The 25,480-nt window shown below is 70.0% G+C and carries 23 protein-coding genes; 14 read left to right on the top strand and 9 right to left on the bottom strand.

What is annotated here, in order from left to right:
• The first annotated feature begins 18 nt into the window (after window positions 1–18).
• Window positions 19–816: a YdcF family protein gene (locus ACUN0C_RS04290; protein WP_445465085.1), complete on the top strand. Its 798-nt coding sequence runs from the start codon at window positions 19–21 to the stop codon at window positions 814–816.
• 111 nt (window positions 817–927) lie between these two features.
• Window positions 928–2,220, top strand: coding sequence for a mechanosensitive ion channel family protein (locus ACUN0C_RS04285; protein WP_445465436.1), 1,293 nt, complete (start codon window positions 928–930; stop codon window positions 2,218–2,220).
• Here the strand turns inward: ACUN0C_RS04285 and ACUN0C_RS04280 are convergent, their stop codons facing one another.
• Window positions 2,221–2,904 carry a DUF599 domain-containing protein gene (locus ACUN0C_RS04280; RefSeq protein WP_445465084.1) on the bottom strand — a complete coding sequence of 228 codons (684 nt, stop codon included), beginning with the start codon at window positions 2,902–2,904 and terminating at the stop codon, window positions 2,221–2,223.
• A 502-nt stretch (window positions 2,905–3,406) separates the two neighbouring features.
• Here ACUN0C_RS04280 and ACUN0C_RS04275 point away from each other — a divergent pair.
• Complete coding sequence (locus ACUN0C_RS04275) at window positions 3,407–3,535, top strand: hypothetical protein (RefSeq protein ID WP_445465083.1); 129 nt, start codon at window positions 3,407–3,409, stop codon at window positions 3,533–3,535.
• 134 nt (window positions 3,536–3,669) lie between these two features.
• Complete coding sequence (locus ACUN0C_RS04270; protein WP_445465082.1) at window positions 3,670–5,271, top strand: carboxyl transferase domain-containing protein; 1,602 nt, start codon at window positions 3,670–3,672, stop codon at window positions 5,269–5,271.
• A gap of 3 nt (window positions 5,272–5,274) precedes the next feature.
• On the opposite strand, the gene ACUN0C_RS04265 is transcribed toward ACUN0C_RS04270, so the two are convergent.
• A complete protein-coding gene (locus ACUN0C_RS04265) occupies window positions 5,275–6,975 on the bottom strand; it encodes a Na/Pi cotransporter family protein (RefSeq protein WP_445465081.1) in 1,701 nt (566 codons plus the stop codon).
• Window positions 6,976–7,291: 316 nt separating this feature from the next.
• On the opposite strand from ACUN0C_RS04265, the gene ACUN0C_RS04260 reads away from it, so the two are divergent.
• Complete coding sequence (locus tag ACUN0C_RS04260) at window positions 7,292–8,455, top strand: putative sulfate/molybdate transporter (protein ID WP_445465080.1); 1,164 nt, start codon at window positions 7,292–7,294, stop codon at window positions 8,453–8,455.
• A gap of 14 nt (window positions 8,456–8,469) precedes the next feature.
• Window positions 8,470–8,769, top strand: coding sequence for an antibiotic biosynthesis monooxygenase family protein (locus ACUN0C_RS04255; protein ID WP_445465435.1), 300 nt, complete (start codon window positions 8,470–8,472; stop codon window positions 8,767–8,769).
• Between the two features lie 93 nt (window positions 8,770–8,862).
• Here ACUN0C_RS04255 and ACUN0C_RS04250 read toward each other — a convergent pair whose 3' ends face one another.
• Window positions 8,863–9,138, bottom strand: a complete 276-nt coding sequence (locus ACUN0C_RS04250) for a YMGG-like glycine zipper-containing protein (protein WP_445465079.1) — start codon at window positions 9,136–9,138, stop codon at window positions 8,863–8,865.
• A gap of 304 nt (window positions 9,139–9,442) precedes the next feature.
• Here ACUN0C_RS04250 and ACUN0C_RS04245 point away from each other — a divergent pair, with 304 nt between their 5' ends.
• The 8 genes from ACUN0C_RS04245 to mazG all read left to right on the top strand — a co-directional run bounded on the left by ACUN0C_RS04245 (window position 9,443) and on the right by mazG (window position 17,738).
• The gene (locus ACUN0C_RS04245; protein ID WP_445465078.1) at window positions 9,443–10,528 is read left to right on the top strand and encodes a septal ring lytic transglycosylase RlpA family protein; all 1,086 of its coding nucleotides are present in this window, start codon (window positions 9,443–9,445) and stop codon (window positions 10,526–10,528) included.
• Between the two features lie 91 nt (window positions 10,529–10,619).
• Window positions 10,620–11,783: a D-alanyl-D-alanine carboxypeptidase family protein gene (locus tag ACUN0C_RS04240; protein WP_445465077.1), complete on the top strand. Its 1,164-nt coding sequence runs from the start codon at window positions 10,620–10,622 to the stop codon at window positions 11,781–11,783.
• Window positions 11,774–12,427, top strand: a complete 654-nt coding sequence (tmk, locus tag ACUN0C_RS04235) for a dTMP kinase (RefSeq protein WP_445465434.1) — start codon at window positions 11,774–11,776, stop codon at window positions 12,425–12,427. The genes ACUN0C_RS04240 and tmk overlap by 10 nt, the downstream gene beginning before the upstream one ends.
• A gap of 4 nt (window positions 12,428–12,431) precedes the next feature.
• On the top strand, window positions 12,432–13,532 hold the full coding sequence (locus tag ACUN0C_RS04230) for a DNA polymerase III subunit delta' (RefSeq protein ID WP_445465076.1): 1,101 nt from the start codon (window positions 12,432–12,434) through the stop codon (window positions 13,530–13,532).
• A gap of 7 nt (window positions 13,533–13,539) precedes the next feature.
• Window positions 13,540–15,102 carry a methionine--tRNA ligase gene (gene metG, locus ACUN0C_RS04225; RefSeq protein WP_445465075.1) on the top strand — a complete coding sequence of 521 codons (1,563 nt, stop codon included), beginning with the start codon at window positions 13,540–13,542 and terminating at the stop codon, window positions 15,100–15,102.
• 3 nt (window positions 15,103–15,105) lie between these two features.
• Window positions 15,106–15,885, top strand: a complete 780-nt coding sequence (locus ACUN0C_RS04220) for a TatD family hydrolase (protein WP_445465074.1) — start codon at window positions 15,106–15,108, stop codon at window positions 15,883–15,885.
• An 18-nt stretch (window positions 15,886–15,903) separates the two neighbouring features.
• Complete coding sequence (locus tag ACUN0C_RS04215; RefSeq protein WP_445465433.1) at window positions 15,904–16,707, top strand: MBL fold metallo-hydrolase; 804 nt, start codon at window positions 15,904–15,906, stop codon at window positions 16,705–16,707.
• A 203-nt stretch (window positions 16,708–16,910) separates the two neighbouring features.
• The gene (gene mazG / locus ACUN0C_RS04210) at window positions 16,911–17,738 is read left to right on the top strand and encodes a nucleoside triphosphate pyrophosphohydrolase (RefSeq protein ID WP_445465073.1); all 828 of its coding nucleotides are present in this window, start codon (window positions 16,911–16,913) and stop codon (window positions 17,736–17,738) included.
• 10 nt (window positions 17,739–17,748) lie between these two features.
• Here the strand turns inward: mazG and hflX are convergent, their stop codons facing one another.
• From hflX to ACUN0C_RS04180, 6 genes are all read right to left on the bottom strand, one after another.
• The gene (gene hflX, locus ACUN0C_RS04205; protein ID WP_445465072.1) at window positions 17,749–19,137 is read right to left on the bottom strand and encodes a GTPase HflX; all 1,389 of its coding nucleotides are present in this window, start codon (window positions 19,135–19,137) and stop codon (window positions 17,749–17,751) included.
• The gene (gene hfq, locus ACUN0C_RS04200) at window positions 19,138–19,386 is read right to left on the bottom strand and encodes an RNA chaperone Hfq (protein ID WP_445465071.1); all 249 of its coding nucleotides are present in this window, start codon (window positions 19,384–19,386) and stop codon (window positions 19,138–19,140) included.
• A gap of 99 nt (window positions 19,387–19,485) precedes the next feature.
• Window positions 19,486–20,343 (bottom strand): D-amino-acid transaminase, encoded by an 858-nt coding sequence (locus tag ACUN0C_RS04195; RefSeq protein WP_445465070.1) that lies wholly within the window; start codon window positions 20,341–20,343, stop codon window positions 19,486–19,488.
• Between the two features lie 34 nt (window positions 20,344–20,377).
• The gene (gene trkA / locus ACUN0C_RS04190) at window positions 20,378–21,754 is read right to left on the bottom strand and encodes a Trk system potassium transporter TrkA (RefSeq protein WP_445465069.1); all 1,377 of its coding nucleotides are present in this window, start codon (window positions 21,752–21,754) and stop codon (window positions 20,378–20,380) included.
• A 35-nt stretch (window positions 21,755–21,789) separates the two neighbouring features.
• On the bottom strand, window positions 21,790–23,151 hold the full coding sequence (gene ntrX, locus ACUN0C_RS04185) for a nitrogen assimilation response regulator NtrX (RefSeq protein WP_445465068.1): 1,362 nt from the start codon (window positions 23,149–23,151) through the stop codon (window positions 21,790–21,792).
• Window positions 23,152–23,153: 2 nt separating this feature from the next.
• Window positions 23,154–25,376 (bottom strand): ATP-binding protein, encoded by a 2,223-nt coding sequence (locus tag ACUN0C_RS04180; protein WP_445465067.1) that lies wholly within the window; start codon window positions 25,374–25,376, stop codon window positions 23,154–23,156.
• Between the last annotated feature and the right edge of the window lie 104 nt (window positions 25,377–25,480).

Raw genomic sequence — 25,480 nt, 5'->3', positions numbered from 1 at the left:
GGGGCGCAGGGGCGCGCGGTGTTCTACGTCGTCTCGAAGGTCGGCGGCTTCTTCTTGATGCCGTCGAACGTCATCGGGCTGGCGATCGGCGCCGGCCTGCTGCTCGTCCTTGCCGGCTGGCGCCGCGCGGGCCTCGCGCTCGGGCTTTCCGGAACGGTCGCTCTGTTCGCCTGCGGGCTCGGCCCGGTCGGCAATCTCCTCATCCTGCCGCTCGAGGAGCGCTACCCGCGCCCCGGCCTCGCGGCAGCGCCGGACGGGATCGTCGTCCTCGGCGGCGCCGTCACCGATGTCGTCGGCGGGCTGCGCGGCGGCACGCTTGAGCTCAACGAGGCGGGCGACCGCATCCTTGCGCTGGTGGCGCTCGCCCACCGCTATCCGGAGGCGAGGATCGTGTTCTCGGGCGGCTCCGGCGCCCTCATCGACCGCGCGCGCGTGCCGGAGGCAGACATCGTCGCGGCGCGCATGGCGGATTTCGGCCTCGGCGAGGGCCGGCTCATCGTCGAGAACCGCTCGCAGAACACCGCCCAGAACGCGCTCTACAGCCGGGAAGCGGCGAGCCCGCAGCAGGGCGAGACCTGGCTGCTGGTGACCTCCTCCTACCACATGCCGCGCGCGGTCGCAGTGTTCGAGGCGGCAGGGTTCCCGGTGGTTCCCTATCCGGTCGACTACCGGACCGGCGGCCCATCGGACGTGTGGCGGCCGTTCGGGCGCATCGCGGAGGGCCTGCAGCGCACCGACATCGCCTTCCGCGAATGGGTCGGCCTCGTCGCCTATCGCCTCACGGGCCGGACGGACAGCCTGCTGCCGGGTCCCTGACGGCACGCGGACTTCCGGTGGAGCGGCGGCGTCCGCTCGCGCGTTGAGGACCCGTCCGAAGGGGCGGGAGACCGGAGCGTGCCGGAGACACTTGCGGAAAGGGACCTGGCGATCGTGCTCGGCCGCGCCGAGGACTTCGTCCTTTCCGTGTTCGACGGGCTGCTCGATCCCTGGGTGCTGATCCAGCTCGGCATCGTCCTCGCCGTCCTCCTTGCCGGGCTGCTGCTCGGCCCCCTCCTGGAGAGGCGGCTCGAGCCGAGAGTGCGGGCGATCGAGCGCCAGCCGCGGCTCCTGCGCTTCCTGGCGCTCGTCCTGCGCAGGACGCGCTTCATCGTGATGGCCGCGCTCGGCTGGATCGCCGTCTTCCTGATCCGCGCCGTGACGCTCGACACCCGCAGCGCGGTCGTCATGGGGGCGGCCTCGCTGGTCTCCGCCTGGGTCGTGATCTCGATCGTCTCACGGCTCATCCGGAACCGCATGCTCGGCCGGCTCGCCGCCTGGGCGGCATGGCTCTTCATCGCGCTCTGGATCCTCGGCGCGACGGACGAGGCGGCGGAGCTGCTCGACGCCGCGGCACTGACCGTCGGCTCGACCCGCATCTCGCTGCTTCTCCTCGTGAAGGCCGCCTTCGTGATCGGCCTCGCGCTGTGGGTCTCCGTCGGCCTCGGCAGCATCGTGGAGCGGCGGCTCGCCATCGCGCGCGACCTCACGCCGAGCCTCGGCGTGCTCCTCGGCAAGCTCTTCAAGATCGGCATCGTGATCTTCGCCGGGATGATCGCGCTCACCTCGCTCGGCATCGACCTGACGGCGCTCACCGTCTTCTCCGGCGCGCTCGGCGTCGGCATTGGCTTCGGCCTGCAGAAGGTGGTGTCGAACTTCGTCAGCGGGATCATTATTCTGGCCGACAAGTCGATCAAGCCGGGCGACACGATCTCGCTCGGCGAGACGTTCGGGTGGATCCGGTCGCTGCGCTCCCGCTTCGTGGCTGTGATTACCCGGGACGGGGTGGAGTACCTCATCCCGAACGAGGATTTCATCACCAACCGGGTCGTCAGCTGGTCCTTCGCCGATACCAAGATCCGCGTGGACGTGCGGTTCGGCGTGGCCTATTCCAGCGACCCGCACGAGGTCCGCCGGCTCGCCGTCGAGGCCGCGGGGGCGGTGCCGCGCGTCGAGGCCCAGCCGGCGCCGGTCTGCCACCTCACCGCCTTCGGGGACTCCTCGCTGGACTTCATCCTCCGCTTCTGGGTGAGCGATCCGCAGAACGGGCTGACGAACGTCCGCGGTGCCGTCCTGCTCGCCTGCTGGGACGCCTTCAAGGCGGCCGGCATCGAGATCCCGTTCCCGCATCGCGAGATCGTCATGAAGACGCCGGTGAAGGTGACGGGCGCCGCCGCCCCCTGATCAGGGGAGGTCCATGTGGGCGATGCCGTGGGCGTTGGAGCCGAACTGGCGATGGACCAGGACGAAAAAGACGAGCACGGTCAGCGCCATGAAGGACCACGGGCTGGCGAACCAGCCGAGATAGCCGACCGAGAAGAAGAAGGCGCGAAGCCCGCGGTTGAAGTGATGGCCGGCGGTGGCGATCATGCCGGCGGCGCGCTCTGCCGCGAGACGGGCTTCCGCCGTGGCGCGCTCGGTTGCCGGCGGCGTGGCGCCGACGAGGATCGAGGCGTAGTTGAAGAGGCGGTAGGACCAGCCGAACTTGAAGAAGGCATAGCCGTAGATCGCCATCAGCCCGAGCGCCTTCATCTCCCACTGGCCGCGGGTCACCTCCGCCTGCCACGGCAGGAGGCGCGCCACTTCGAGCCCGAGATCGGCGGCGTTCAGGAGCGCGAAGGCGGCGCCGATCGCGAGCAGCGACGTCGATGCGAAAAAGGCCGTGCCGTTCTGCAGGCCCGCAACGATGTTGGTGTCCACGATCCGCATGTCGCGGCCGAGCATGGTCTCCATCCAGCGCAGGCGCTGGCGGTTCATCGCGGCCGTGAGCGTGCGGCCACGCCAGGGGCTGTAGTCGATGAGAAGGGCGTAGACCCCCCACGCCGCCGCGAACAGCGCGAGCGAGATCCAGTCTGCGGAGGTGAACACCGGCGCTCCGGAATCATGTGGACGGAGCGAGGCTGCCGGATCGGAGCAGCCGGAGCAAGCCGGCACCGGGTCCCGCGGGGATCGTCCAGCGAACTGTGCGGCCGGGACGAGTGGTTAGCGTTTCGTTACCCGCACGAGAAAACCGTCTGGACGCGACCGTTTGCCGCCAATTCGCACTTGCAACATGAGCCGCGCTTCGCCACATTCCCGCCGCGCCGGTCATGCGCGGCAGCCGCGCCACACTGCCGATGGGGAGGCCCGTCGGGCGTGGCGGCGAGAGGTGAAGAGGCCTTCGCCATCTCAGAGTGACTTCCTCGCCCGGTACCGTATCGCCGGGTTTCGCGGACCGCCGCCGAATGGCCGGGCCACATCAGCCACGCCTCTATCCACAGCAAAGATCCCCAAACGTTTGCAGGGTTGAGGCGAATCTTTCAAACTTGTAAACATGCGTGATCGTGCCGCGGAAGCGGCTGCGATCCGCCGAAGGGCACGGAGGTAGTCCATGCCGGATTCAAACGAGCCGTCGTGCTGGCGCACGGCCGCTCTGACGTTCGGGCTGCTCGCCAGCATCGTCCTCGTCATCGCGCTGGTTGCGGGCGGGGCGGACGTCGCCGCAGTGGCGGCAAAATGATCCGAAGTTTCGAATTCTGACGCGGGGCCGGTTGGCCCCGCGCCGCGTTTGCGCCCGCGGCCCGCAATGCTAACACTGCGCTCCGTCGGACCGGCGCCGCCGGTCCCCGATCCGCGATCGCGAGCAGCGCCTGCATGACCGTCCTCAGAACCGCCGAACTCGATCCGGTGCCGGCCGACGGCAATGCCGAAGCGTGGCGCGCGCTCCTCGACGACCTGCGGGCGCGGCGCGCGGAGGCGGCCGCGGGCGGGCCCGAGCGGGCGCGGCAGCGTCACACGTCGCGCGGCAAGCTCCTGCCGCGCGCACGCGTCGCGGCGCTCATCGATCCCGGCTCCCCCTTCCTCGAGCTTTCGCCGCTCGCCGCGAACGGCATGTACGGCGACGCCATCCACGGCGCCGGCCTCATCACCGGCATCGCCCGGGTCTCCGGCCGCCTCGTCATGGTCGTCTGCAACGACGCCACCATCAAGGGCGGCACCTACTACCCGATGACGGTGAAGAAGCATCTCCGCGCGCAGGAGATCGCGCGCGAGAACCGGCTGCCCTGCATCTATCTCGTCGATTCGGGCGGGGCGAACCTGCCGCACCAGACCGAGGTCTTTCCCGACCGCGATCATTTCGGCCGCATCTTCTACAATCAGGCGCGGATGTCGGCCGAAGGCATCCCGCAGATCGCCTGCGTGATGGGCTCCTGCACGGCCGGCGGCGCCTACGTCCCCGCGATGTCCGACGAGACCGTGATCGTGCGCCAGCAAGGCACGATCTTCCTCGGCGGCCCGCCGCTCGTGAAGGCGGCGACGGGGGAGGTGGTCTCGCCCGAGGATCTCGGCGGCGCCGACGTCCACGCCCGCCGCTCCGGCGTCGCGGATCATTACGCCGTCGACGATCGGCACGCGCTCGCCCTCGTCCGGCAGATCGTGGCCCATCTCGGCACCCGTGCGTCCTCGGCCGCTTTCGAGGAGTCGAGGCCGCCGCGCGCCGACCCGGCGGAGCTGGAGCGCGTGGTGCCGGTCGACCTCCGGCGTCAGTACGACGTGCGCGCGGTGATCGCGCGTATCGTCGACGGGTCCGATTTCGCCGAGTTCAAGGCGCTCTACGCCACGACGCTCGTGACCGGCTTCGCCCGGATCCAGGGCATCCAGGTCGGCATCGTCGCCAGCAATGGCGTCCTCTTCTCCGAATCGGCGCTGAAGGGCGCCCATTTCATCGAGCTGTGCTGCCAGAGGCGCATCCCGCTCCTCTTCCTGCAGAATATCACCGGCTTCATGGTCGGCCGGCAGTACGAGGCGGGCGGGATCGCCAAGGACGGTGCGAAGCTCGTGACCGCGGTCGCCTGCGCCGACGTGCCGAAGGTGACGGTCATCCTCGGCGGCTCCTATGGGGCCGGCAATTACGGCATGTGCGGCCGTGCCTACGGCCCGCGCTTCCTGTTCGCCTGGCCGAACGCGCGAATCTCCGTGATGGGGGGCGAGCAGGCGGCCTCCGTGCTGGCGACCGTGCGCCGCGACAACATCGAAGCCGAGGGCGGCTCCTGGTCGGCCGAGGACGAGGAGGCGTTCAAGGCTCCGATCCGTGCGCGCTACGAGGAGGAGGGGAGCCCCTATTACGCGACCGCCCGGCTCTGGGACGACGGCATCGTCATGCCGTCGGAGACGCGCGACGTGCTCGGCCTCGCCTTCGCCGCCTGCCTCGAGGCGCCGGTGCCCGGGACGCGCTTCGGCGTCTTCCGGATGTGAGCGTCAGGCCTCGGTGCGGCCGGGCAGGGCGGCCGGATCGGCAAGGCCGGTTGCGGCGGTCTCCTCATCCACGGTGACGAGGCGCGTCGGGCGGATGTGGCCCGCCCGGTCGAGCACCGGATAGGCGACCGAGCAGATGTGCGAATGGATGCGCTTCAGGTCGCTCAGCACGTCGAGATGGAGGGCGCTCGACTCGATGCTCTCCGGACGCCCGGCGCGCAGCCTGGCGAGGTGGCTCTGGGCGGAGGCCCATTCCTCGTTGCGGACGCCGACCTTGTCGGCGACGAGCATGCGCGCGATGGCGAGGTCGCGCGACATGAACACGCCGAGCGCGAGCCGGTGGTTGCCGCAGACCCGCTCGTGGAGCGACCTGAGCTCCGCGAGCCCTTCGGCCGAGAAGGCGATCTTGTGCTTCAGCCGCTTGCGGGCGAGGTCCATCAGGCTCTTGTCGATGATGTCCCCGACATGCTCGAGATTGGTCGTGAAGGCGAGGATCTCGGTCGCGCGCGCGCCCATCGCCTCGTCGAGGCTCTCGCGGGTGAGGTCGGTGAGGAACAGCTTGATCTCGCGGTGGAGGCGGTCAATCCGGTCGTCGAGCGCCTCGATTGCGGCGACGCGCTTGCGGTCATCGCGGGTGAGCGCCTCCATCGCGCCCTCGAGCATCTCGGTGACGACGTCGCCCATGTGGAGCGCCTCGCGCTCCGCGCAGGTGAGCGCGAGCGAGGGGGTGGCGAGCGTCGAGCGGTCGAGATAGCGCGGGGCGCCTTCGTCGGACGGCCGCGGGGCGGAAGGGAACAACGTCGTCATCGCCCGGCCCGCCTGCTCGACGAAGCCGAGGAAGATCAGCCCGAGCACCACGTTGAAGATGGTGTGGAAATTCACGAGCTGCCGGGCCGGATCGTCGCTCCAGTGCGCCAGGAGCGGGGCGATCGCATCGAGCACCGGCAGGAACAGCGCGGCGCCGATCACCCGGAAGAAGGCGTTCCCGTAGACGACCCGGCGCGCTTCGATCGGTTCGGCGAGCGAAGCGAGGATCGGCGCGACGAGCCCGCCCACATTGGCCCCGAGCACCATCACGAGGCCCTGATGCAGGTCGAGCACGCCCGCGCCGGCGAACGCGATCAAGAGGAGCACGATGGCGAGGCTCGAATGCGCGAGCCACGTCAGAAGGGCCGCGAACAGAAGCAGGAGCAGGTCGTCAGATGCGGCGTCGAGGATGAGCGGCAGGACGTCCGATTCCCGCAGCGGAAGCGAGGCGAGCCCGATCATCTGCAGCGCAAGGAGCATGAGCCCGAGGCCGGTGAGGGCGCGCCCGAGATCCTTCCAGCGGGTCCGCGGCGCGGCCAGGAAGGCCACGACGCCGACGAGGATGAGGACGGGCGCGAGGTGACCGGTCCGCCAGGCGAGCGCCTGCGCGACGAGGCTGGTGCCGAGATCGGCGCCCAGCATGACGGCGAGCGCCATCGGCAGCGCGATCAGGCCGCGGCTCGCGAAGGAGAGGGTGATGAGGCCCGTCGCCGTCGAGCTCTGCAGGACGCAAGTCGCCAGCATCCCGCCGAGATAGGCGGTGAAGCGGTTGCGCGTGCCGCGCGCGAGCATTGCGCGGAGATCGGCACCATAGGCCCGCATGATGCCCGTGCGCACCATGCGCATCCCCCAGACGAGGAGAGCGACCCAGCCGAGGAGATCGAGCAGGACCGGCATCGCTCAGCCGGCCCCGGTCGCGCCGATGCGGGGACTGCGGGGTCGAAGCGGCGGCGGTGCGGTCGCGTCTCTGGAACGCATGAGGATCGACTTCAATCCCACCCGGCAAAGCGCTGGGACTCGACCAGTATGACAGATCCGAGACGGCTGCGGACCCGCGGTGCGACACCGGACGCCGCGTAGCCGATAGCGGCGGGATCTGGCGGCCCGACCGTTTCCCGGCCGACGGCTCGCGAAGCGCACCGCGCGCTGCTATGAGGAACGCGAACCCGCCGGCCGTCGCCGGTCGCCCCGCAACGCACCGACAGGAGTCGAAGTGCCGCGGCTTCGCCGATTCCTTTCCGAACTGGGCGGCGCGTTCGGCGATCTCGGCACCTTCGTGCCGCACGTCATCGGCGCGATCGCGGTCGCCGGGCTGGCGCCCGCCGGCGTGCTGTTCGGCTTCGGCGCGTTCCTCGTGGCGAGCGGTCTCTTCTACGGTATCCCGATCGCCGTCCAGCCGATGAAGGCGATCTCCGCGCTGGTCCTGACGGGCGACCTCGACGCCGGCCAGATCGCGGCGACCGGCCTCGTCCTCGGCCTCGTCCTGCTCGTGCTCGGCCTCACCGGCACGATCGGGCGCCTTGCCCGCTTCATTCCGCAATCGGTTTCCGCCGGCCTGCAGCTCGGCCTCGGCCTCTCGATGGTCCTGCTCGGCGCCAGGCTGATGCTCGACTCGCCGCTGCTCGGCATCTCCGCTCTGCTCGTTCTCCTCGCTTTGTCGCGCAGCAGCCGGCTGCCCGCCGCCCCGGTCGTCGTCGCTGCGGCCCTCGCGCTTGCCGGCTGGAACGGGATGGCGGGGCTGCCTGCGATGCCCCTGGAGTGGACCTGGCCGGCGTCCGTCCCGCTCGCGCTGTCGGACTTCGTCGCAGCGATCGAACGCGGGCTCGTCGCCCAGCTGCCGCTCACGCTCACCAACGCCGTCATCCTCACGGCCGCGCTCGCCCGCGAACTCTTTCCGGAGCGCTCCGGCAGGGCCACCGAACGCAATCTCGCGCTCTCGACGGGCTTCGCCAACATCGCGCTCGCCCCGTTCGGCGCGATGCCGATGTGCCACGGCGCCGGGGGCCTGCAGGCGCAGTACCGGTTCGGCGCCCGCACGGGCCTTGCTCCGGTCCTCTTCGGCGCGATGCTTCTGTCCGCCGCCTTCTTGTTCGCGGACGGTGCGGTGGCGCTCTTCGCGGCCATACCGCTCGCCGCAATCGGCGCGCTACTGGCCGTCGCCGGCGCGGACCTCGCCTTCTCGCGACGGCTCCTCGACGCGCGGGCGGAATGCCGGCCCGCGATCGCCGCGGCCGCGATCGGAACGCTCGCCTTCGACCCGGCGGTCGGCCTCGTGTCGGGCTGGACCGTGGAGATCGTTCGAACCGCCTTGCGGGGCAGGGGTCGGGCGCCCGCGCCGGCCGCCGGCGATCGCGACACCCCTCCCGAACGGAAATGAACCGGAGCGTACCGATGGTGCTGGAAATCGCGCAGATCGATGTGAAGGAAGGGATGGGGGCCCGCTTCGAGGAGGGCGTTGCGAAAGCCGCACCGCTGTTCAAGCGGGCGAAGGGCTGCCGCTCGATGTCGCTGCGGCGCTCGGTCGAGGTGCCGACCCGTTACCGCCTCTTCGTCGAATGGGAGACGCTCGAGGATCACACGGTCGGCTTCCGATCGTCCCCCGACTTCCAGGAGTGGCGGAACCTCGTCGCCGACTGCTTCGCGGCTCCGCCCGCCGTCGAGCACTGCGAAACCGCCGTGAGCGGCTTCTGACGGGCGGTCGCTCCCCGGCCGGCGGCAGACCTGAAACAGAAAGGGGCGGCCGAAGCCGCCCCCGAAACCGTTCTCCGCGTACGCGGCTTCGGCTCAGTAGCCGGGCGGGCAGCGCACCACGATCTGGCGGCCGTAGCGGTCGCGGGCGTAGCAATGGCCCGGGCGGTTCGCGACGGACCCGATGATGGCGCCCGACGCGCCGCCGATCGCGGCACCGACGAGGGCGCCTTCGGCCGAGCCGGTGGCCACGCCGCCGATGACAGCGCCGGCACCCGCGCCGACAGCGGCGCCGGTCACCGTGTTCCGTTCCGCGGTGGTGCAGGCGGTCAGACTGAGTGCGGCGACCCCGGCGAGCACGAACTTCCTCATTTGACTCTTCCCCGTTCTGTGGCGCCCGTGCACCGGCACGCCGTTACAAAGCCATGCAACGTTCTTCTCTGGCACCGGTTCCCGCCCACTTGCAAGGCCGCCGAAATGCAACGGACAGCGTTGCAGGAGAGGCACAGTGCCGGAATTTCGGCTCGCGACGAGAGCGGTTTCGATCTTTGTTCACACACCGTTCCGTTGCGCCCCGGGTCCCGGACCTGTAGCCGGGAAATCGGGCCTTTCTGCGGGGAGCGATTCCCGAGCCGGACCTAGCAAGCGTCGGCGAAGGGCGCGGCAGGAAAGAGGGGTGGGGCGTTTGACAGCCAAGACGCGCGGCGCATCGCGAGCACCGTCCGGCCGAGCCGGAACCCGTTCGAGCATTCTGATCCTTGCGGCCTGCACCGCGCTCGGCGCATGCAATTCGACGAGCGGCCTGAAGACCGCGGACATCGAACCCGCGATCGCTCCCGGCGACGCCGTCGAAAGCGCCGCGACGGCAGCGGCGCCGGCAGCGACGCACAAGGTCGGCAAGCCCTACAAGGTCGCCGGCAAGACGTTCATCCCCAGGGCCAATCCGAATTACGACACGATCGGCGTCGCCTCCTGGTACGGCGACCGCTTCCACGGCCGACCGACGGCCAATGGCGAGCGCTTCGACGTCGACGGGCTCTCCGCCGCCCACCCGACGCTTCCGATGCCGAGCTATGTCCGGGTCACGAACCTGCAGAACCAGCGTTCCGTGGTCGTCCGGGTCAACGATCGCGGGCCGTTCAAGGACAACAGGCTTATCGACGTGTCGGAGCGGACCGCCGAGCTCCTCGAGTTCAAGCACAAGGGCATGGCGCGCGTCCGCGTCCAGTTCGTCGATCTCGCACCGCTCGACGGCGAAGACGAATCCTTCCTGCTCGCCTCCTATCGCGGGCCGGGCATGCTGCCGAGCTCGCCGCGCAGCGCTACCCCCAACGTGATGCTGGCCTATGCCGGCCAGGTCCGGGAAGAACCGGTGCCGGCGGCGCGCCCGGCTCCGGCAGACGCGCCGGCATTGGCCGCGGCACCGTCGGCGGCCGAGCCCGCCCCGGTGATCGTCGCGGCCGCAGACCCCGCACCCGCCCCGCCGGTGCAGACCGCGTCGGCCGTGAGCCCGGCGCCCATCGCCGCGCAACCTTCGGCCAGGAAGGCGGTGTTCGCGGCCGGCGGCGCGCCGTTCGACTTCTATCGCGCAGTGCTGATGGCAGACCGCCCGATCGCGCCGCAGCCGGCGTCGTTCGTGCAGCCCGCGGCGCCGGGCCTGCCCGTCGACAGGCCGAGCCCGACCGGATGGAAGAGCTCGTTCGCGACCGAGCCGACCGCGTCGTCGCCGGCGTTTGCGGCGATCGATCTCAACTTCCGCTGATCGGCCGCTCTCCCGGGCCGCTCGCCCTTGATCCGCCGGTCGTTCGCTCTTTATCGTTGCCTTGGGACGCCCGGAGCGAAGGACAGCGAGAATGCATGGTCACGCCTTGATGCGGGTGCTCTTCACCGCGCTCGCCTTCATCGCGGTCGCGATGGCGCCGGCGCGCGCGCAGCCTGTCTTCGACACCAAGGCGCAGCACGCCATCCTCATCGACTTCGACAGCGGGACGGTGCTCTTCGAGAAGGCCGCCGACGAGCCGACGCCGCCGGCGTCGATGGCCAAGCTGATGGTCGCGGAATACGTCTTCCGCGAGCTGAAGAACGGCCGCCTGTCGATGGACGACGAGTTCTCGGTGTCCGAATATGCCTGGCGGACGGGCGGCGCCTCCTCCGGCGGCTCGACCATGTTCGCGCAGCTGAACTCGCGGATCAGGCTGGAGGACCTGCTGCGCGGCATGCTGGTCCAGTCCGGCAACGATGCCTCGATCATCATCGCCGAGGGCATCGCCGGGTCCGAGCTCGCCTTCGCCGACCTGATGAACAGGCGGGCCAAGGAGATCGGGCTGGAGAACTCCGTCTTCCGCAACGCCACCGGCCTGCACGATCCCGAACAGCACGTCACGGTGCGCGACCTCGCGCACCTGGCCCGCCACATCATCCGGGAGTACCCGGACCTCTACAAGATCTTCTCCGAGCCGGAATTCACCTGGAACAAGATCACCCAGCAGAACCGCAACCCGCTCCTGCGCGCCGGGATCGGGGCCGACGGGCTGAAGACCGGCTACGTGAAGGAGTCGGGCTACGGCCTGACCGCGTCGGCGATCGCCAACACGCAGCGCCTCATCCTGTCGGTCAACGGCTTCGCCTCCGCGCGCGAGCGCGAGGCCGAGACCCGCAAGCTCATGGAATGGGGCTTCCGCTCGTTCCGCCAGGTCACGGTCTTCGACGCCGACGAGGTGGTGGCGGAGGCGTCGGTTTATGGCGGCGAGCAGGGCAGGGTGCCGCTCAAGGCCAACGGCCCCGTGCGCGTTCTCCTGCCGCGCACCGGCGACCTCGATCTTAAGGCCAGGGCCGTCTACGAGGGTCCGCTGATGGCGCCGGTCGAGGCCGGCAAGCAGGTCGGGCACCTGCGGATCTGGGATGGCGACCGCCTCATCCAGGAGACGCCGCTCAGCACCGCGGCCGAGGTCGGCACCGGGCGGCTGCATCAGCGCGCGCTGGACGCGCTCGGCGAGCTCCTGCTCGGCTGGTTGTGACGGCCCGCGGGCGCTTCATAACGCTCGAAGGCGGGGAGGGGGCCGGCAAGTCGACCCATGCGCGGGCGCTGATCAGGTGGCTGGAGAGCCGCGGCGTGGATGCCGTGCTGACCCGCGAGCCGGGCGGCACGCCGCACGCCGAGGCCCTTCGGACGCTGCTGCTCGAGGGACTCGTCGCGCCGTTCGGCGCCGAGGCCGAGGCGCTGGTCTTCGCCGTCGCGCGCGCCGACCACATGAACCATGTAATCCGGCCGGCGCTCGCGGCGGGGCGATGGGTCGTGTGCGACCGCTTCATGGATTCGACGCGCGCCTACCAGGGCACGGCGGGCGTGCCGCTGGAAGTGCTGCACCGCCTGGACCGCCTCGCGGTCGGCGACGACCGCCCGGACCTCACCCTCGTCTTCGACCTGCCTGCGGCCGAGGGTCTCGCCCGCGCCGCGCGCCGCCGGAGCGGGGAGACGGACCGCTTCGAGCAGGACGTCGCGGCCGTGCACGAGGCGCGGCGGCGGGCCTTCCTCGAGATTGCGCAGAGCGAGCCGGAACGCTGCGTCGTGCTCGATGCGACGCGCCCGGTCGACGAGGTGTCGAGGGCCGCGGAGGACGCCGTCGCAGCGCGGCTCGGCTCGGCGCTGCCCGGCGGATGACCTGATGGCGCGCGCCCCGAAACCGGCGGAGGAAATTCCGCCGCACGACCACATCGCCGGCGTGCCCCTCCCGCGGGAGGCGACGGGCCTCGTCGGCCACCACACCGCCGAGCGCGAGCTGCTCGACGCCTACCGGTCCGCCCGGATGCACCACGGCTGGCTGATCGCCGGCGCGCGCGGCATCGGCAAGGCGACGCTCGCCTACCGCTTCGCGCGCTTCGTCCTCACCCATCCGGATCCGGCCGCCGATGCCGTCCTCGGGGCAGAGGACCTCTCGGTTCCTGCGGACGGCCGTGCCGCGCGGCTCATCGCGGCCGGCTCGCATCCCAATCTCCTCCACCTGCAGCGCGACTGGGACGAGAAGGCGAAGCGCCATCGCACCGAGATCTCGGTCGATGCCGTGCGACGCCTGATCCCCTTTCTCGGCACGACGGCGGGCGAGGGGCTCTGGCGCTTCGTCATCGTCGACCCCGCCGACGACCTCAACCGCAATGCGGCGAACGCGCTCCTGAAGTCGCTGGAGGAGCCGCCGCGGCGGACATTGTTCATGATCCTCGGCGAATCGCCGGGGCGGCTCCTCCCGACGATCCGCTCGCGCTGCCGGCTGCTGCGGCTCGATGCGCTCGGCGACCTCGACGTCGCGCGCGCCGCCGGTCGGGCGGAAACCGGCGCGGCGCCGGACGGCGAGACCCGCATCGCGCTCGCCCTCGCCGGCGGCAGCGTGCGCCGCTATCTCGAGCTCACCGGTTCGAACGGGGTCGAGCTCTACCGCCTGCTGCTGCGCGCGGTCGAGGGCGGCGATTACGGCGCCATGCACAAGCTCGCCGACATCGGGTCCGACGCGCGCAGCGGCGGCTACACGCAGGTGACCGAGCTGCTCTACGGCTATCTGCATCGGCGGGTGAGGGCGGCGGCGGAGCCCGACCCGGCCGCCCGCCCGGCCTCCGTTCCGCTTGTCACCTGGGCGGAGCTGTGGGAAAAGGCGACCCTCTCCGGCCGGGAGGTCGAGGCCTTCAATCTCGACCGCAAGCAGTACGTCCTCGATCTCCTGGAGGCGGTTGCGGCCGCCGGAGCGCCCGGCGCCCGCCGCCCCGTCACAGCCTGAAGACCCGATGCCCGAGAAGCCGACCTACTATCTGACGACCCCGATCTTCTATCCGAACGGGGTTCCCCATATCGGCCACGCCTATACGGCCCTGGCGAGCGATGCGATCGCGCGCTTCCACCGGCTCGACGGCAAGGACGTATTCTTCCTGACCGGCACCGACGAGCACGGCCTGAAGATGCAGCAGACCGCGGTCTCGGAAGGGATCACGCCGCGCCAGCTCGCCGACCGCAACTCGCAGCGCTTCCGCGACCTCGTCGCCGCGCTCGGCTGCTCCAACGACGATTTCATCCGCACCACGGAAGCGCGCCATCACCGCGCCTGCCAGGAGATCTGGCGCCGCATGGAGGCCGCCGGCGACATCTATCTCGACACCTATTCCGGCTGGTACTCGGTGCGCCAGGAGGCCTTCTTCGACGAGAAGGAGACCACGCTCGGCGACGACGGGATCCGGCGCGAGCCGCTCGGATCGCCGGTTGAATGGGTCGAGGAGGAGAGCTACTTCTTCCGCCTGTCCGCCTACCAGGACCGGCTCCTCGCTCATTACGAGGCCCACCCGGATTTCGTCGGCCCGCGCGAGCGGCGGAACGAGGTCGTGAGCTTCGTGAAGGCGGGGCTGAACGACCTTTCCGTCTCGCGCACGACCTTCGACTGGGGCGTGCCGGTGCCGTCCGACCCGCGCCACGTGATGTATGTCTGGGTCGACGCGCTCACCAATTACGTCACCGCCGCCGGCTTTCCCGAAGAGAACGATCCACGCTGGCGCTACTGGCCGGCGGACCTCCACGTCATCGGCAAGGACATCGTGCGTTTCCACGCGGTCTACTGGCCGGCCTTCCTGATGTCGGCCGGCCTGCCGCTGCCCCGGCGCGTCTTCGCCCACGGCTTCCTCTTCAACCGCGGGGAGAAGATGTCGAAGTCGGTCGGCAACGTCATCGACCCGTTCGGCATGATCGAGCATTACGGGCTCGACGCGGTGCGCTACTTCTTCCTGCGCGAGGTCTCGTTCGGGCAGGACGGCTCCTACAGCCACGAGGCCATCGTCGGCCGCATCAACGCCGACCTCGCCAACGACCTCGGCAATCTCGCGCAGCGCTCGCTGTCCATGATCGCGCGGAACGCCGGCGCGGCGGTGCCCGGCCCCGGCGCGTTCTCCGATGCGGACCGCGAGATGCTCGACGCCGCGGACGCGCTGGCGGCGCGCTGCCGCGCGGCATTCGAGGAGCAGGCCCTGCATGCGGCGCTCGCCGCGATATGGCAGGTGGTCGGCGACGCCAACCGCTATTTCGCCGCGCAGGAGCCGTGGGCGCTCCGCAAGACCGACCCGACGCGGATGGGGACCGTCCTCTACGTCACGGCCGAGGTGCTGCGGCAGGTCGCGATCCTCGTCCAGCCCGTCATGCCGCCCGCCGGGTCGAAGCTGCTGGACCTGCTCGGCGTCCCTGAGGACCGGCGCATCTTCGCCGGTCTCGGCGAGGCCGGGCGCCTCGCCGCCGGGACCGCGCTGCCGACGCCGCAGGCGATCTTTCCGCGCTACGTGGAGAAGGACGCGGCAGGCGAGGGCGCCTGAGCGATGCTCGTGGACAGCCATTGCCACCTCGACTTCCCGGATTTCGCGGACGAGCTGGACGACGTCGTCGCCCGCGCCGAGACGGCCGGCATCGCCCGCATGGTCACCATCTCGACTCGCGTGCGCCAGGCCGAGCGCGTGAAGGGGGTCGCCGACCGATTCACCAATGTTTACAGGTCGATCGGAACGCATCCTCACAACGCGGACGAGGAGCTCGACGTCACGGCGGACGACCTGCTCCGCCATGCTGAGGATCCGAAGGTGGTGGCGATCGGCGAGGCGGGGCTCGACTATTTCTACGACAACGCGCCCCGCGAGGCGCAGGCCCAGGGGCTCCGCGTCCACATCGCGGCGGCGCGCCGGTCCGGTCTCCCGCTCGTCATCCATTCGCGCGACGCGGACGCCGACATGGCGGCGATCCTCGATGAGGAATCGGCGATGGGCGCGTTCCCAGCCGTGCTCCATTGCTTCTCGTCGGGCCGGAAGCTCGCGGAGACCGGCATCCGGCTCGGCCACTACGTGTCGTTCTCCGGCATCCTGACCTTCAGGAACTCCGAAGAGATCCGCGCCATCGCCCGCGACCTCCCCGGAGACCGCATCCTGGTGGAGACCGACGCGCCGTATCTCGCGCCGCCGCCGCACCGGGGCAAGCGCAACGAGCCGGCCTTCGTGCGCAACACCGCGGAAGTCCTCGCCGAAGTCCGCGGCACGACGCTCGAGGCCGTTGCCGAGGAGACGAGCCGGAACTTCTTCCGGCTGTTCTCGCGCGTGCCGGCCTTCTGAGGAGGCCGCGGCTTGGCGATGCTGAAGGTCACCGTGCTCGGCTGCGGCTCCTCGCCGGGCGTGCCGCGCATCGGCAACCACTGGGGCGCCTGCGACCCGAACGAGCCGAGGAACCGGCGCCGCCGCTGCTCGCTGCTGCTGGAGCGCATCGAGCCTGGGGGCGTCACGCGCGTCCTCGTCGACACCAGCCCGGACCTCCGCGAACAGGCGATCGGCGCCGGGATCGGCACGCTCGACGGCGTCCTCTACACGCATGCCCATGCCGACCACATCCACGGCATCGACGATCTGCGCGGCTTCGTCATCAACATGCGCCGCCGCGTCGACGTCTATGCCGACGCGCCCACGATGGCGCGGCTCACGGAAGGCTTCGGCTATTGCTTCGAGACGCCGCCGGGCAGCGACTATCCGCCGATCCTGAACGGCCACCTGATCGAGCCCGGGCGGACGGTCACGGTCGCGGGGCAGGGCGGTCCCCTCGCCGCCTTGCCGGTCGCACAGGTCCACGGCCGCACCCGCTCGCTCGCGTTCCGCGTCGGCGGCCTCGGCTACTCGCCCGACGTGAACGACCTCGACGACGAGGCGCAGTACCGGCTGCAGGACCTCGACGTGTGGATCGTCGATGCGCTCCGCCACACGCCGCATCCGAGCCATTTCTCGGTCGACGAGGCGCTCGCCTGGATCGAGCGGCTGAAACCGCGCCGCGCGATCCTCACGCACATGCACGTCGACCTCGATTACGGTGCGCTCCGGGCGCGCCTGCCGGACAACGTCGAGCCCGCCTTCGACGGGATGAGCTTCGAGCTGCCGCTCGACGACTGACGCGCCCGGCGATCGCGTGCCGTCCGGTGGAGATCGTCGGACGGCCACGTGCCCTCAGCCCGACCCGGACGTCCGTTTAGGTTCCATAATATATCTTATGCGAATCTCGTATGTGGAGGCCCCGGGGCATTTGCGGCGCGGTGCTCCCTCCTCATGCGCTCCCCCATCTCGTTTCCGGGCCGTGCATGCGCTACGGAAGCGTCATGAAGCCCGCCCACGACATCGACCACCTGCTCGCAATCATGGCCGCACTCCGGACGCCCGGCACCGGCTGCCCCTGGGATCTCGTGCAGACCTTCGCGACGATCGCGCCGTACACGATCGAGGAAGCCTACGAGGTCGCCGACGCCGTGGAGCGCGGCGACCTCGACGATCTCAAGGACGAACTCGGCGACCTGCTGCTGCAGGTCGTGTTCCATGCGCGGATGGCCGAGGAACAAGGCGCCTTCGCCTTCGGCGACGTCGTCGACGCCATCGTCGCGAAGATGGTCCGCCGCCATCCGCACGTCTTCGCCGCCGGCGACGCCGAGGACGCGGCGGCCGTGAAGGTCCGCTGGGACGAGATCAAGGCCGAGGAAAAGGCGGAGCGGCGTGCGCGGCGGCCGGCGGCCGAGCACGGGCTGCTCGACGAGGTTCCCCGGGCGCTGCCGGCGCTCATGGAGGCGGTGAAGCTCCAGAAGCGCGCCGGCACGGTCGGCTTCGACTGGAACGACATACGGGCGGTTCTCGACAAGATCCGCGAGGAAGTCGCCGAGTTCGAGGCCGAGCTTTCGGAGCCCGCGCGCGACGAGCACCGCGTGGCGGACGAGATCGGCGACATCCTCTTCGCCGTCGCCAATCTCGCCCGCCATGCCGGCGTCGATCCAGAGACGGCGCTGCGCGGCACGAACTCGAAATTCCGCAGGCGGTTCAAAGCCATAGAGCGCGGACTTGAGAATTTTGGACGGACGCCGGCTGAAGCCAGCCTGGACGAGATGGAAGCGCTCTGGACAGAGGCGAAGCGTCTGGAGGCGAAGGAGAGCGCCGGGTAAAGGCGCGCCCTCAGCGCGCCGCCGGCGCCGCCCCGATGCGGCGCATCCAATCCTGGAAGGCGGTCATGCGCTTCTCCGGGATGCGCACGACGAGGCGCGTCCGGCCGCTCTCCGCTTCTGTCGAGCGTTCCAGCACCTCGGCATTCTCGTACAGCCAGGGCGCCTCGCCGCTCTGTTCCGCCGAGAGATCGAGCGTCACCGTCGGGCGGCTGCCGAGAAGCATCTCCTCGATCGTCCCGAGCAGTGCGTCGATGCCCTCCCCGGTCACCGCCGAAACCGGCACCGCCTTCACCGGGCTCGTCGGCGCCTTCCGCCTGAGCCCGTCGCGCGTCTCCTCGTCGAGCTGGTCGATCTTGTTCCAGACCTCCACCACGCGGCCGGGCGCCTCGGGATCGACGCCGAGCTCGCGCAGCACCTGCTGAACGTCGGCCGCCTGCGCCGCCGATTCGGGCGCGGCGATGTCGCGGACATGGAGGATGATGTCGGCCTCCACGACCTCCTCGAGCGTCGCCCGGAAGGCGGCGACGAGCGTGGTCGGCAGCTCCGAGATGAAGCCGACCGTGTCGGAGACGATGACCTCCTCGCCATGCGGCAGCTTCACCCGACGCAGCGTCGGGTCGAGGGTGGCGAACAGCATGTGCTTGGCGAGCACGTCGGCGCCAGTCATCCTGTTGAAGAGCGTCGACTTGCCGGCATTGGTGTAGCCGACGAGCGCGAGCACCGGCTGCGGCACGCCCTTCCGCTTGGCGCGATGGACCGAGCGCATGTTGCGCACCGCGCCGAGGTCCTTCTCGATCTGCCGGATGCGCGTGTGGATCTGCCGGCGGTCGGCCTCGATCTGCGTCTCGCCCGGGCCGCCGAGGAAGCCGAAGCCGCCCCTCTGGCGCTCGAGATGCGTCCAGGAGCGGACCAGCCGGCTTTTCTGGTAGTTGAGGTGGGCGAGCTCGACCTGGAGCCGGCCCTCCTTCGTCTGGGCCCGGTCGCCGAAGATCTCCAGGATCAGCCCGGTGCGGTCGAGCACCTTGGCCGACCAGGCCTTTTCCAGGTTGCGCTGCTGCACGGGGCTGAGCGGATGATCGACCACCACGAGCTCCGCCTCGTGGATGCGGACGAGCGCCGCGAGCTCCTCGACCTTTCCCGAGCCGATCAGCGTCGCCGGGGTCGGCTTCCGCAGCGGCACGATGACCTTGTCCCGGACGTCGAGGTTCACGGCCTCGGCGAGGCCGGCCGCTTCCTCCAGGCGACCCTCGGCGGAGCGCGTCGCCGCGCCCTCCCCGTCGCCGCTTGTGCGCACCTCCGGGAGGATCACGAGCGCGCGGGTCGGCGCGGCTCTCGTCGTTCCGGTGTCTTCGCCGGGGCCCTTGCCGAGCCCGTCTTCAGGACGCTCGCGCGGCTCCAATCAGGTCTCGGCCTCTTCGCTGTCCGGCTCGAACAGCGAAACCGGATGGGACGGCATGACCGTCGAGATGGCGTGCTTGTAGACGAGCTGGGAATGCCCGTCGCGGCGCAGCAGGAGGCAGAAATTGTCGAACCACGTCACGATGCCCTGCAGCTTGACACCGTTGACGAGGAAGATCGTGAGGGGAATCTTGGCCTTCCGCACGTGATTGAGGAACGTGTCCTGAAGGTTGTGACTCTTGTCAGCCATTGATTGCGGCCTGGTCGATTGATGTGACCGCTACATTGCCCCTTTCGCGTCCGGCTGTCACCCCTGCGCCCTGCCCACAAGTTAAGCAGATCGTCAACCTCACGTGAGTTCCGCGCATTCGTGGAAGGCTTCCCGCAGCCGCGTGGCGATGGTCCCGGGCCGGCCGTTCGCCACCGGCGCCCCGTCGACGGAGACGATCGGCATGACCACCGTCGTCGCCGCGGTCATGAAGGCCTCGCGCGCGGCCTTCGCCTCCTCGACCGTGAACTTGCGCTCCTCGACGCGCAGCTTCTCCCGGACGGCGATGTCGCTCGCCGTCATGCGGGTGACGCCCGGCAGGATGCCGGTGCCGTTCGGCCGGGTGACGAGCACGCCGTCCTTGGTGACGATCCAGGCCGTGGTCGAAGCGCCCTCCGTGACGTAGCCGTCGCGGTCGACGAACCAGGCCTCGCGGGCGCCCGCCTCCTTCGCCTGCTGCTTGGCCAACACGTTCGGCAGCAGCCCGACGGTCTTGATGTCGACCCGGTCCCAGCGGTTCTCCGGCACGGTGATGACGGCGACCCCCTCCTCCGCGATGCGGTTGTTGGCCGCGCGCGACACGCTGCGGGCCGTCACCACCAGCGACGGCTCGGTCGCCGCGGCCGGGAAGACGTGGTCACGGCGCGCCACGCCGCGGGTCACCTGGACGTAGACGAAGCCGTCCCGGACGTTGTTGCGGCGGACGATTTCGCGCAGCACCATGCCGAGCGCCGCCCGGCTCATCGGCATCCGGATCCGGAGCTCCCGCAGCGAGCGCTCGAGCCGGTCGAGATGGCGGGTGCGGTCGACGAGCCGGCCCTTCCAGATCTCGCAGACCTCGTAGACGCCGTCGGCGAACTGGTAGCCGCGGTCCTCGACATGCACCGCCGCCGCGCGATGCGGGACATAGGCGCCGTTCACGTAAGCGATTCTGGACATTCCGTTCCTTTCGGCACCGACGCCGCCCGACGCCTCAGAAGTATTCCAGGCTGACCCGCGCCATCTGCTCGACCTTCGGCACCTGGTCGGCCGTGGCGAAGATGATGAAGCGGTCGCCGGGCAGGATCCGGCTGTCGCCGGTCGGCGTGATGACGTCCTTCTTGTGAATGATCGCGCCGATCCGCATGCCGTCCGGGAGATGCAGGTCGCGCAGCGCCTTGCCGACCAGCGGCGAGGTCTCCAGCGCGTCCGCCTCGATCACCTCGGCCGCGCCCTCCTGGATGGTGTGGACGTTGCGGATCCGGCCGCGGCGGACGTGCTGGAGGATGCGCGAGATAGTGACCGCGCGCGGGTTGATGTAGGCGTCGATGCCGATCGTGCGCGACAGCGGCGAAAGCGCCGGCTCGTTGATCAGGCTGACGCTGCGCCGGCAGCCGAGCTGCTTGGCGAGCGCGGCGGTGAGGAGGTTCACCTTGTCGTCGTTGGTGAGCGCGATCATCGTGTCGGCCTGGTCGATGTCGGCCTCCTTGAGGACGGCGGCATCGAGTGCCGAGCCGTTCAGCACCACGGTGCGGTCGAGCGCCTCCGCGATCTCGATCGCCCGCTCGTGGTTCGCTTCGATGATCTTGATCTTCGCCCGGGCGTTCCGCTTCTCCAGGTTCTGCGCGACGTAGAAGCCGATGTTGCCGCCGCCGCCGATCACGATGCGCGCGCCGAACTGCTCCTCCTTGCCGAAGATCGTGAGCGTGCGCTTCACCCTGCCCGTCTCCGTCACCACGTAGACGAGGTCGCCGGCGAACATCTGGTCGCGCGAATGGGGTACGAACAGCTTGCCGTTCCGCACGATCCCCACGACGGTGGCGTTGAGGTCCGGAAAGAGCTCCGTCAGCTGCACGAGCGGCGTGTCGATGACCGGGCAGTCGTCGCCGCACAGGATGCCGAGCACCGCGACCTTGTCCTCGGCGAAGGAGATCGTCTCGACCGCGCCGGGCTGCGCGAGGCGGCGCAGCACCATCTCGCCGACCTCGAGCTCCGGCGAGATGATGACGTCGATCGGCATGTGGTCGCGCGAGAAGAGGTTGCTCCAGTGCTTCTTCAGATAGCTCTGAGCCCGCACGCGCGCGATCTTGGTCGGCACCGCGAACAGCGAGTGGGCGACCTGGCAGGCGATCATGTTCACTTCGTCGAAGAGGGTGACGGCGATGATCATGTCGGCCTCGTCCGCGCCGGCCTGGGCCAGCACGTCGGGATGGGCGCCGTGGCCGACGAAGCCGCGCACGTCGAGCGTGTCGCGGATCGCGGTGACGAGCTGCGGCGAGCGGTCGATGACCGTCACGTTGTTGTTCTCGGCCGCCAGCCGGGCGGCGATGCCGAAACCGACCTGCCCCGCTCCGCAGATTACGACTCGCATGGATCAGGCCCCGCGGCTCGCGTCCCGCACCGGCGTCAGACCCCGAGGCTCTTCAGCTTCCGGTGCAGGGCCGACCTCTCCATACCGACGAATTCGGCGGTGCGCGAGATATTGCCGCTGAAGCGGTTGATCTGGGCGGTCAGGTATTCGCGCTCGAACACCTCGCGCGCCTCGCGCAGCGGCAGCGACATGATCTGCGCCCCGCCCTGCGCAGGGTTCGACGGCAGGATCTCGCCGATCTCCTGGGGCAGCATGTCGGCCGTGATGACCGCGTCCGGCGCCGCGCGCGTGAGGATCATCAGCCGCTCGACGTTGTTGCGGAGCTGGCGGAGATTGCCCGGCCAGTCGTGCGCCTGGAGGACGGCCATGGCGTCCTCGCCGATGGTGCGCAGCGGCAGCCCGGTCTGGGCGGAGATCTGCGCCATGAAATGGTGCACGAGCACCGGCACGTCGTCGCGCCGCTCGGCGAGCGCCGGGACCCGGAGCGGCACGACGCTCAGGCGGTGGAAGAGGTCCTCCCGGAACCGGCCCTCCTGAATCTCCAGCTCGAGGTCGCGCGCGGTCGAGGACAGGATTCGGACGTCAACCTTGACCTTGGTCGATCCCCCGACCCGCTCGAAGGTCTGGTCGACGAGCACGCGCAGGATCCTGTTCTGCGTCTCGCGCGGCATGTCGGCCACCTCGTCGAGGTAGAGCGTGCCGCCATGCGCCTCCTCGAGCGCCCCAACCTTGCGGCCGGATCCGTTGACCGCCTCCGTCCCGAACAGCTCGACCTCCATCCGGTCGGGGGTGATCGCCGCCGCGTTCAGCACCACGAACGGGCCGCTGGCGCGGCGCGACGCCATGTGGATGGTGCGCGCGACGAGCTCCTTGCCCGATCCCGACGGGCCGAAGATCATGATCCGGCTGTTCGTCGGCGCGATGCGGTCGACGAGCTGGCGCATCTGGTTGATGACGCTCGACGCGCCCACGAGCTCGTCGGATGCCCCGGCGCGCTGCTTCAGCTCGGCCACCTCGCGCCGGAGCTTGGACGCCTCGAGCGCGCGGTCGGCGATGAGGACGAGCCGGTCGGCCTTGAACGGCTTCTCGATGTAGTCGTAGGCGCCGCGCTTGATGGCGGAGACGGCGGTCTCGATGTTGCCGTGGCCGGAGATGATCACGACCGGCAGGTCGGGATGCTGCGCGTGGATGGCGTCGAGCAGGCTCAGCCCGTCGAGGCGGCTCCCCTGCAGCCAGATGTCGAGGAAGATCAGGCTCGGCCGGCGCGCGGCGATGGCGGCGAGCGCGGCATCGCTGTCGGCCGCCGTGCGCGTCCCGTGCCCCTCGTCCTCCAGGATGCCGGCCACGATCTCCCTGATGTCGGCTTCGTCGTCGACGACGAGAATGTCGGTCGCCATGGTCAAGCGCCCTCCGCGGGTTGGATGGTTGCGATCGGCGCCGGCGCCGTCGGAGCGGCATCATCGCCTGTGGGGAAGGTGAGCCGGACGAGGGCGCCCGTTTCGCCCTCAGCCGCACGCAGCGGGTCGAGGAGCGCGATCGAGCCGCCGTGTTCCTCCATGATCTTCCGCACGATGGCGAGCCCGAGCCCGGTGCCCTTCTCGCGCGTCGTCATGTAGGGCTCGAGCAGGCGCTCGCGCGATTCCTGCGGAAGGCCCTTGCCGTTGTCCTCGACGTCGATCACGGCGGTGTCGCGGTCGTGCGAGACCCGGACGACGATCCTGCCCGGCGCGTCGTGCGCCCCGCCGCCCTTGGCCTCGATCGCTTCCGTCGCGTTCTTCACGATGTTGGTGAGCGCCTGGGTGATGAGGCGGTGGTCGACGCTCGCATCGACCGGCGCCTCGGGGAGCTCGAGGGCGAACCGGATGTTGGGGTTGCTCACTTCCTGCAGGAACACGGCCTCGCGCACCACTTCGCGCAGGTCGCGCCGCTCCATCTGCGGCTTCGGCATGCGGGCAAAGGCGGAGAACTCGTCCACCATCCGCCTGATGTCCCCGACCTGGCGCACGATCGTGTCGGTGCACTGGTCGAACACCTTGCGGTCCTCGTCGGCGATGCGCGCGCCGTAGCGGCGCTTCAGGCGCTCGGCCGAGAGCTGGATCGGCGTCAGCGGGTTCTTGATCTCGTGCGCGATCCGGCGGGCGACGTCGGCCCAGGCCGAGCGGCGCTGGGCGGAGACGAGGTCGGTGATGTCGTCCAGCGTCACGACGAAGCCCTCGACCCGCCCCTTCAGCCGCTCCTGCGTCACCTTCACGTTGAGCGTGCGCTGGTCGCCTTCGCGCAGGATGTGGATCTGGCCGTCGGTCGGCCCGCGCGGCCGCTGCCGCGCCTCGTCGAGGATCGGCGCGAGTTCCGGGATGGCGCGCTCGGCCGGCTGGTGGAGCAGCGCCTCCTCCGGCATGTGCAGCACCTCGAACGCCGAGCGGTTCACGAGATTGATGCGACCGGAGCGGTCGATCCCGATGACGCCGGCCGACACGCCCGACAGGACCGCCTCGGTGAAGCGGCGCCGCTCGTCGAGCTGGTCGTTCGCGGCGAGCAGCTCGTCGCGCTGCGAGCGGAGCTGGCTGGTCATGGTGTTGAAGGTGTGGCCGAGCAGGTTGATGTCGCCGACGCCGCTGGCGGCGGGCACGCGCACGTCGAGATTGCCACCGGAAATCTCGCTCGCGGCGGAGATCAGGCGGCGGATCGGCGCGACCAGCCGGTTGGCGAAGCCGAGGCCGATCCAGATCGCGGAGAGCAGCACGACCAGCGCGACGCCGACGAACAGGATCGCGAACGCGACCTGGACCCCGAAGCGGTTCGCCTGCAGCTCCTCGAACTCGGCCGCGCTCTCCTCCGTGAGCCGCAGGTAGCGCGTCACGCGCGAATCGATCGGCCGGGCGAGATAGAGGTAGACGTCCTCCAGCCCGGCCAGCTTGATGACGCCGCCGACAAGGTTGGTGGTGCCCGGCGCGATCAGGGAAGGTCGGCCCTCCTCCGCCTCGTTGAAGACGTTCTCCGGCGGCGGCGGCACCTCCAGATTGCTGCGGGTGCTTCCCTCCACGATGGTCGAGCGGTCGCGGCGGATGAGCTCGACCGCCGACAGCCCCCGCAGATCGGCCTGGTTGGAGAGATAGGCCGCGATTGCGTCGCGGTTCTGGTCGATGTCCGGGCGCACCCGGTTGAACTCGTTGGCGATCGCCAGGAGGTCGAGCGCAAGCGTCCGGCTGTGCTCCTGGACATAGGCCTGGCCGACCGTGCGCGAGGTCTCCACGATCGCCTGCGTGCGTTCCGAGAACCAGCGGTCGAGGCCCTTGTCGAGCGTGATCGAGGCGATCACGGCCATGAAGATGGCCGGCAGGGCCGCGATGAAGGAGAACAGCGCCACGATCCGGATGTGCAGCCTGGCGGCGGCGCGGCCGCGCCGGCGCGCCAGCCAGATCCCGAAGGCCTCGTAGGCAACCACCCCGAGCAGGAGGAGCACCAGGATGCCGTTCACGATGCCCGCCATCCGCACGACGTTGGGCGTCGGCTGGATGTTGGTTTCGCCGGTCAGGATCAGGAAAGAGGCGAGCGAGGCCGCGAGCGCCAGGATGACCGCCAGCAGACCGATGATGCGGCCGATCCGGGTGCGGTCGGCCATTCCCGTGGCACGCGGGTGCTCTGGATGCGGAGCGGGCTCCGCAGCAGCCGTCATGACGTGATTCGCCTTCGATTGGACGCGTTCGATCGTGCACCCTTCGATGC

It is taken from the genome of Faunimonas sp. B44 (genome assembly GCF_052655945.1).
The sequence above is the reverse complement of the archived record's forward strand: the minus strand, read 5'-3'. Positions and strand labels throughout refer to the sequence as shown.

Excerpts from the sequence above, each read along its gene's own strand:
- ACUN0C_RS04275 (WP_445465083.1), top strand. The coding sequence starts at position 3,407 with ATGCCGGATTCAAACGAGCCGTCGTGCTGGCGCACGGCCGCTCTGACG.
- ACUN0C_RS04270 (WP_445465082.1), top strand. The coding sequence starts at position 3,670 with ATGACCGTCCTCAGAACCGCCGAACTCGATCCGGTGCCGGCCGACGGC.
- ACUN0C_RS04265 (WP_445465081.1), bottom strand. The coding sequence starts at position 6,975 with ATGCCGGTCCTGCTCGATCTCCTCGGCTGGGTCGCTCTCCTCGTCTGG.
- ACUN0C_RS04255 (WP_445465435.1), top strand. The coding sequence starts at position 8,470 with ATGGTGCTGGAAATCGCGCAGATCGATGTGAAGGAAGGGATGGGGGCC.
- ACUN0C_RS04250 (WP_445465079.1), bottom strand. The coding sequence starts at position 9,138 with ATGAGGAAGTTCGTGCTCGCCGGGGTCGCCGCACTCAGTCTGACCGCC.
- ACUN0C_RS04240 (WP_445465077.1), top strand. The coding sequence starts at position 10,620 with ATGCATGGTCACGCCTTGATGCGGGTGCTCTTCACCGCGCTCGCCTTC.
- ACUN0C_RS04230 (WP_445465076.1), top strand. The coding sequence starts at position 12,432 with ATGGCGCGCGCCCCGAAACCGGCGGAGGAAATTCCGCCGCACGACCAC.
- metG (WP_445465075.1), top strand. The coding sequence starts at position 13,540 with ATGCCCGAGAAGCCGACCTACTATCTGACGACCCCGATCTTCTATCCG.
- ACUN0C_RS04220 (WP_445465074.1), top strand. The coding sequence starts at position 15,106 with ATGCTCGTGGACAGCCATTGCCACCTCGACTTCCCGGATTTCGCGGAC.
- ACUN0C_RS04215 (WP_445465433.1), top strand. The coding sequence starts at position 15,904 with ATGCTGAAGGTCACCGTGCTCGGCTGCGGCTCCTCGCCGGGCGTGCCG.
- mazG (WP_445465073.1), top strand. The coding sequence starts at position 16,911 with ATGAAGCCCGCCCACGACATCGACCACCTGCTCGCAATCATGGCCGCA.
- hfq (WP_445465071.1), bottom strand. The coding sequence starts at position 19,386 with ATGGCTGACAAGAGTCACAACCTTCAGGACACGTTCCTCAATCACGTG.
- ACUN0C_RS04195 (WP_445465070.1), bottom strand. The coding sequence starts at position 20,343 with ATGTCCAGAATCGCTTACGTGAACGGCGCCTATGTCCCGCATCGCGCG.
- trkA (WP_445465069.1), bottom strand. The coding sequence starts at position 21,754 with ATGCGAGTCGTAATCTGCGGAGCGGGGCAGGTCGGTTTCGGCATCGCC.
- ntrX (WP_445465068.1), bottom strand. The coding sequence starts at position 23,151 with ATGGCGACCGACATTCTCGTCGTCGACGACGAAGCCGACATCAGGGAG.
- ACUN0C_RS04180 (WP_445465067.1), bottom strand. The coding sequence starts at position 25,376 with ATGGCCGACCGCACCCGGATCGGCCGCATCATCGGTCTGCTGGCGGTC.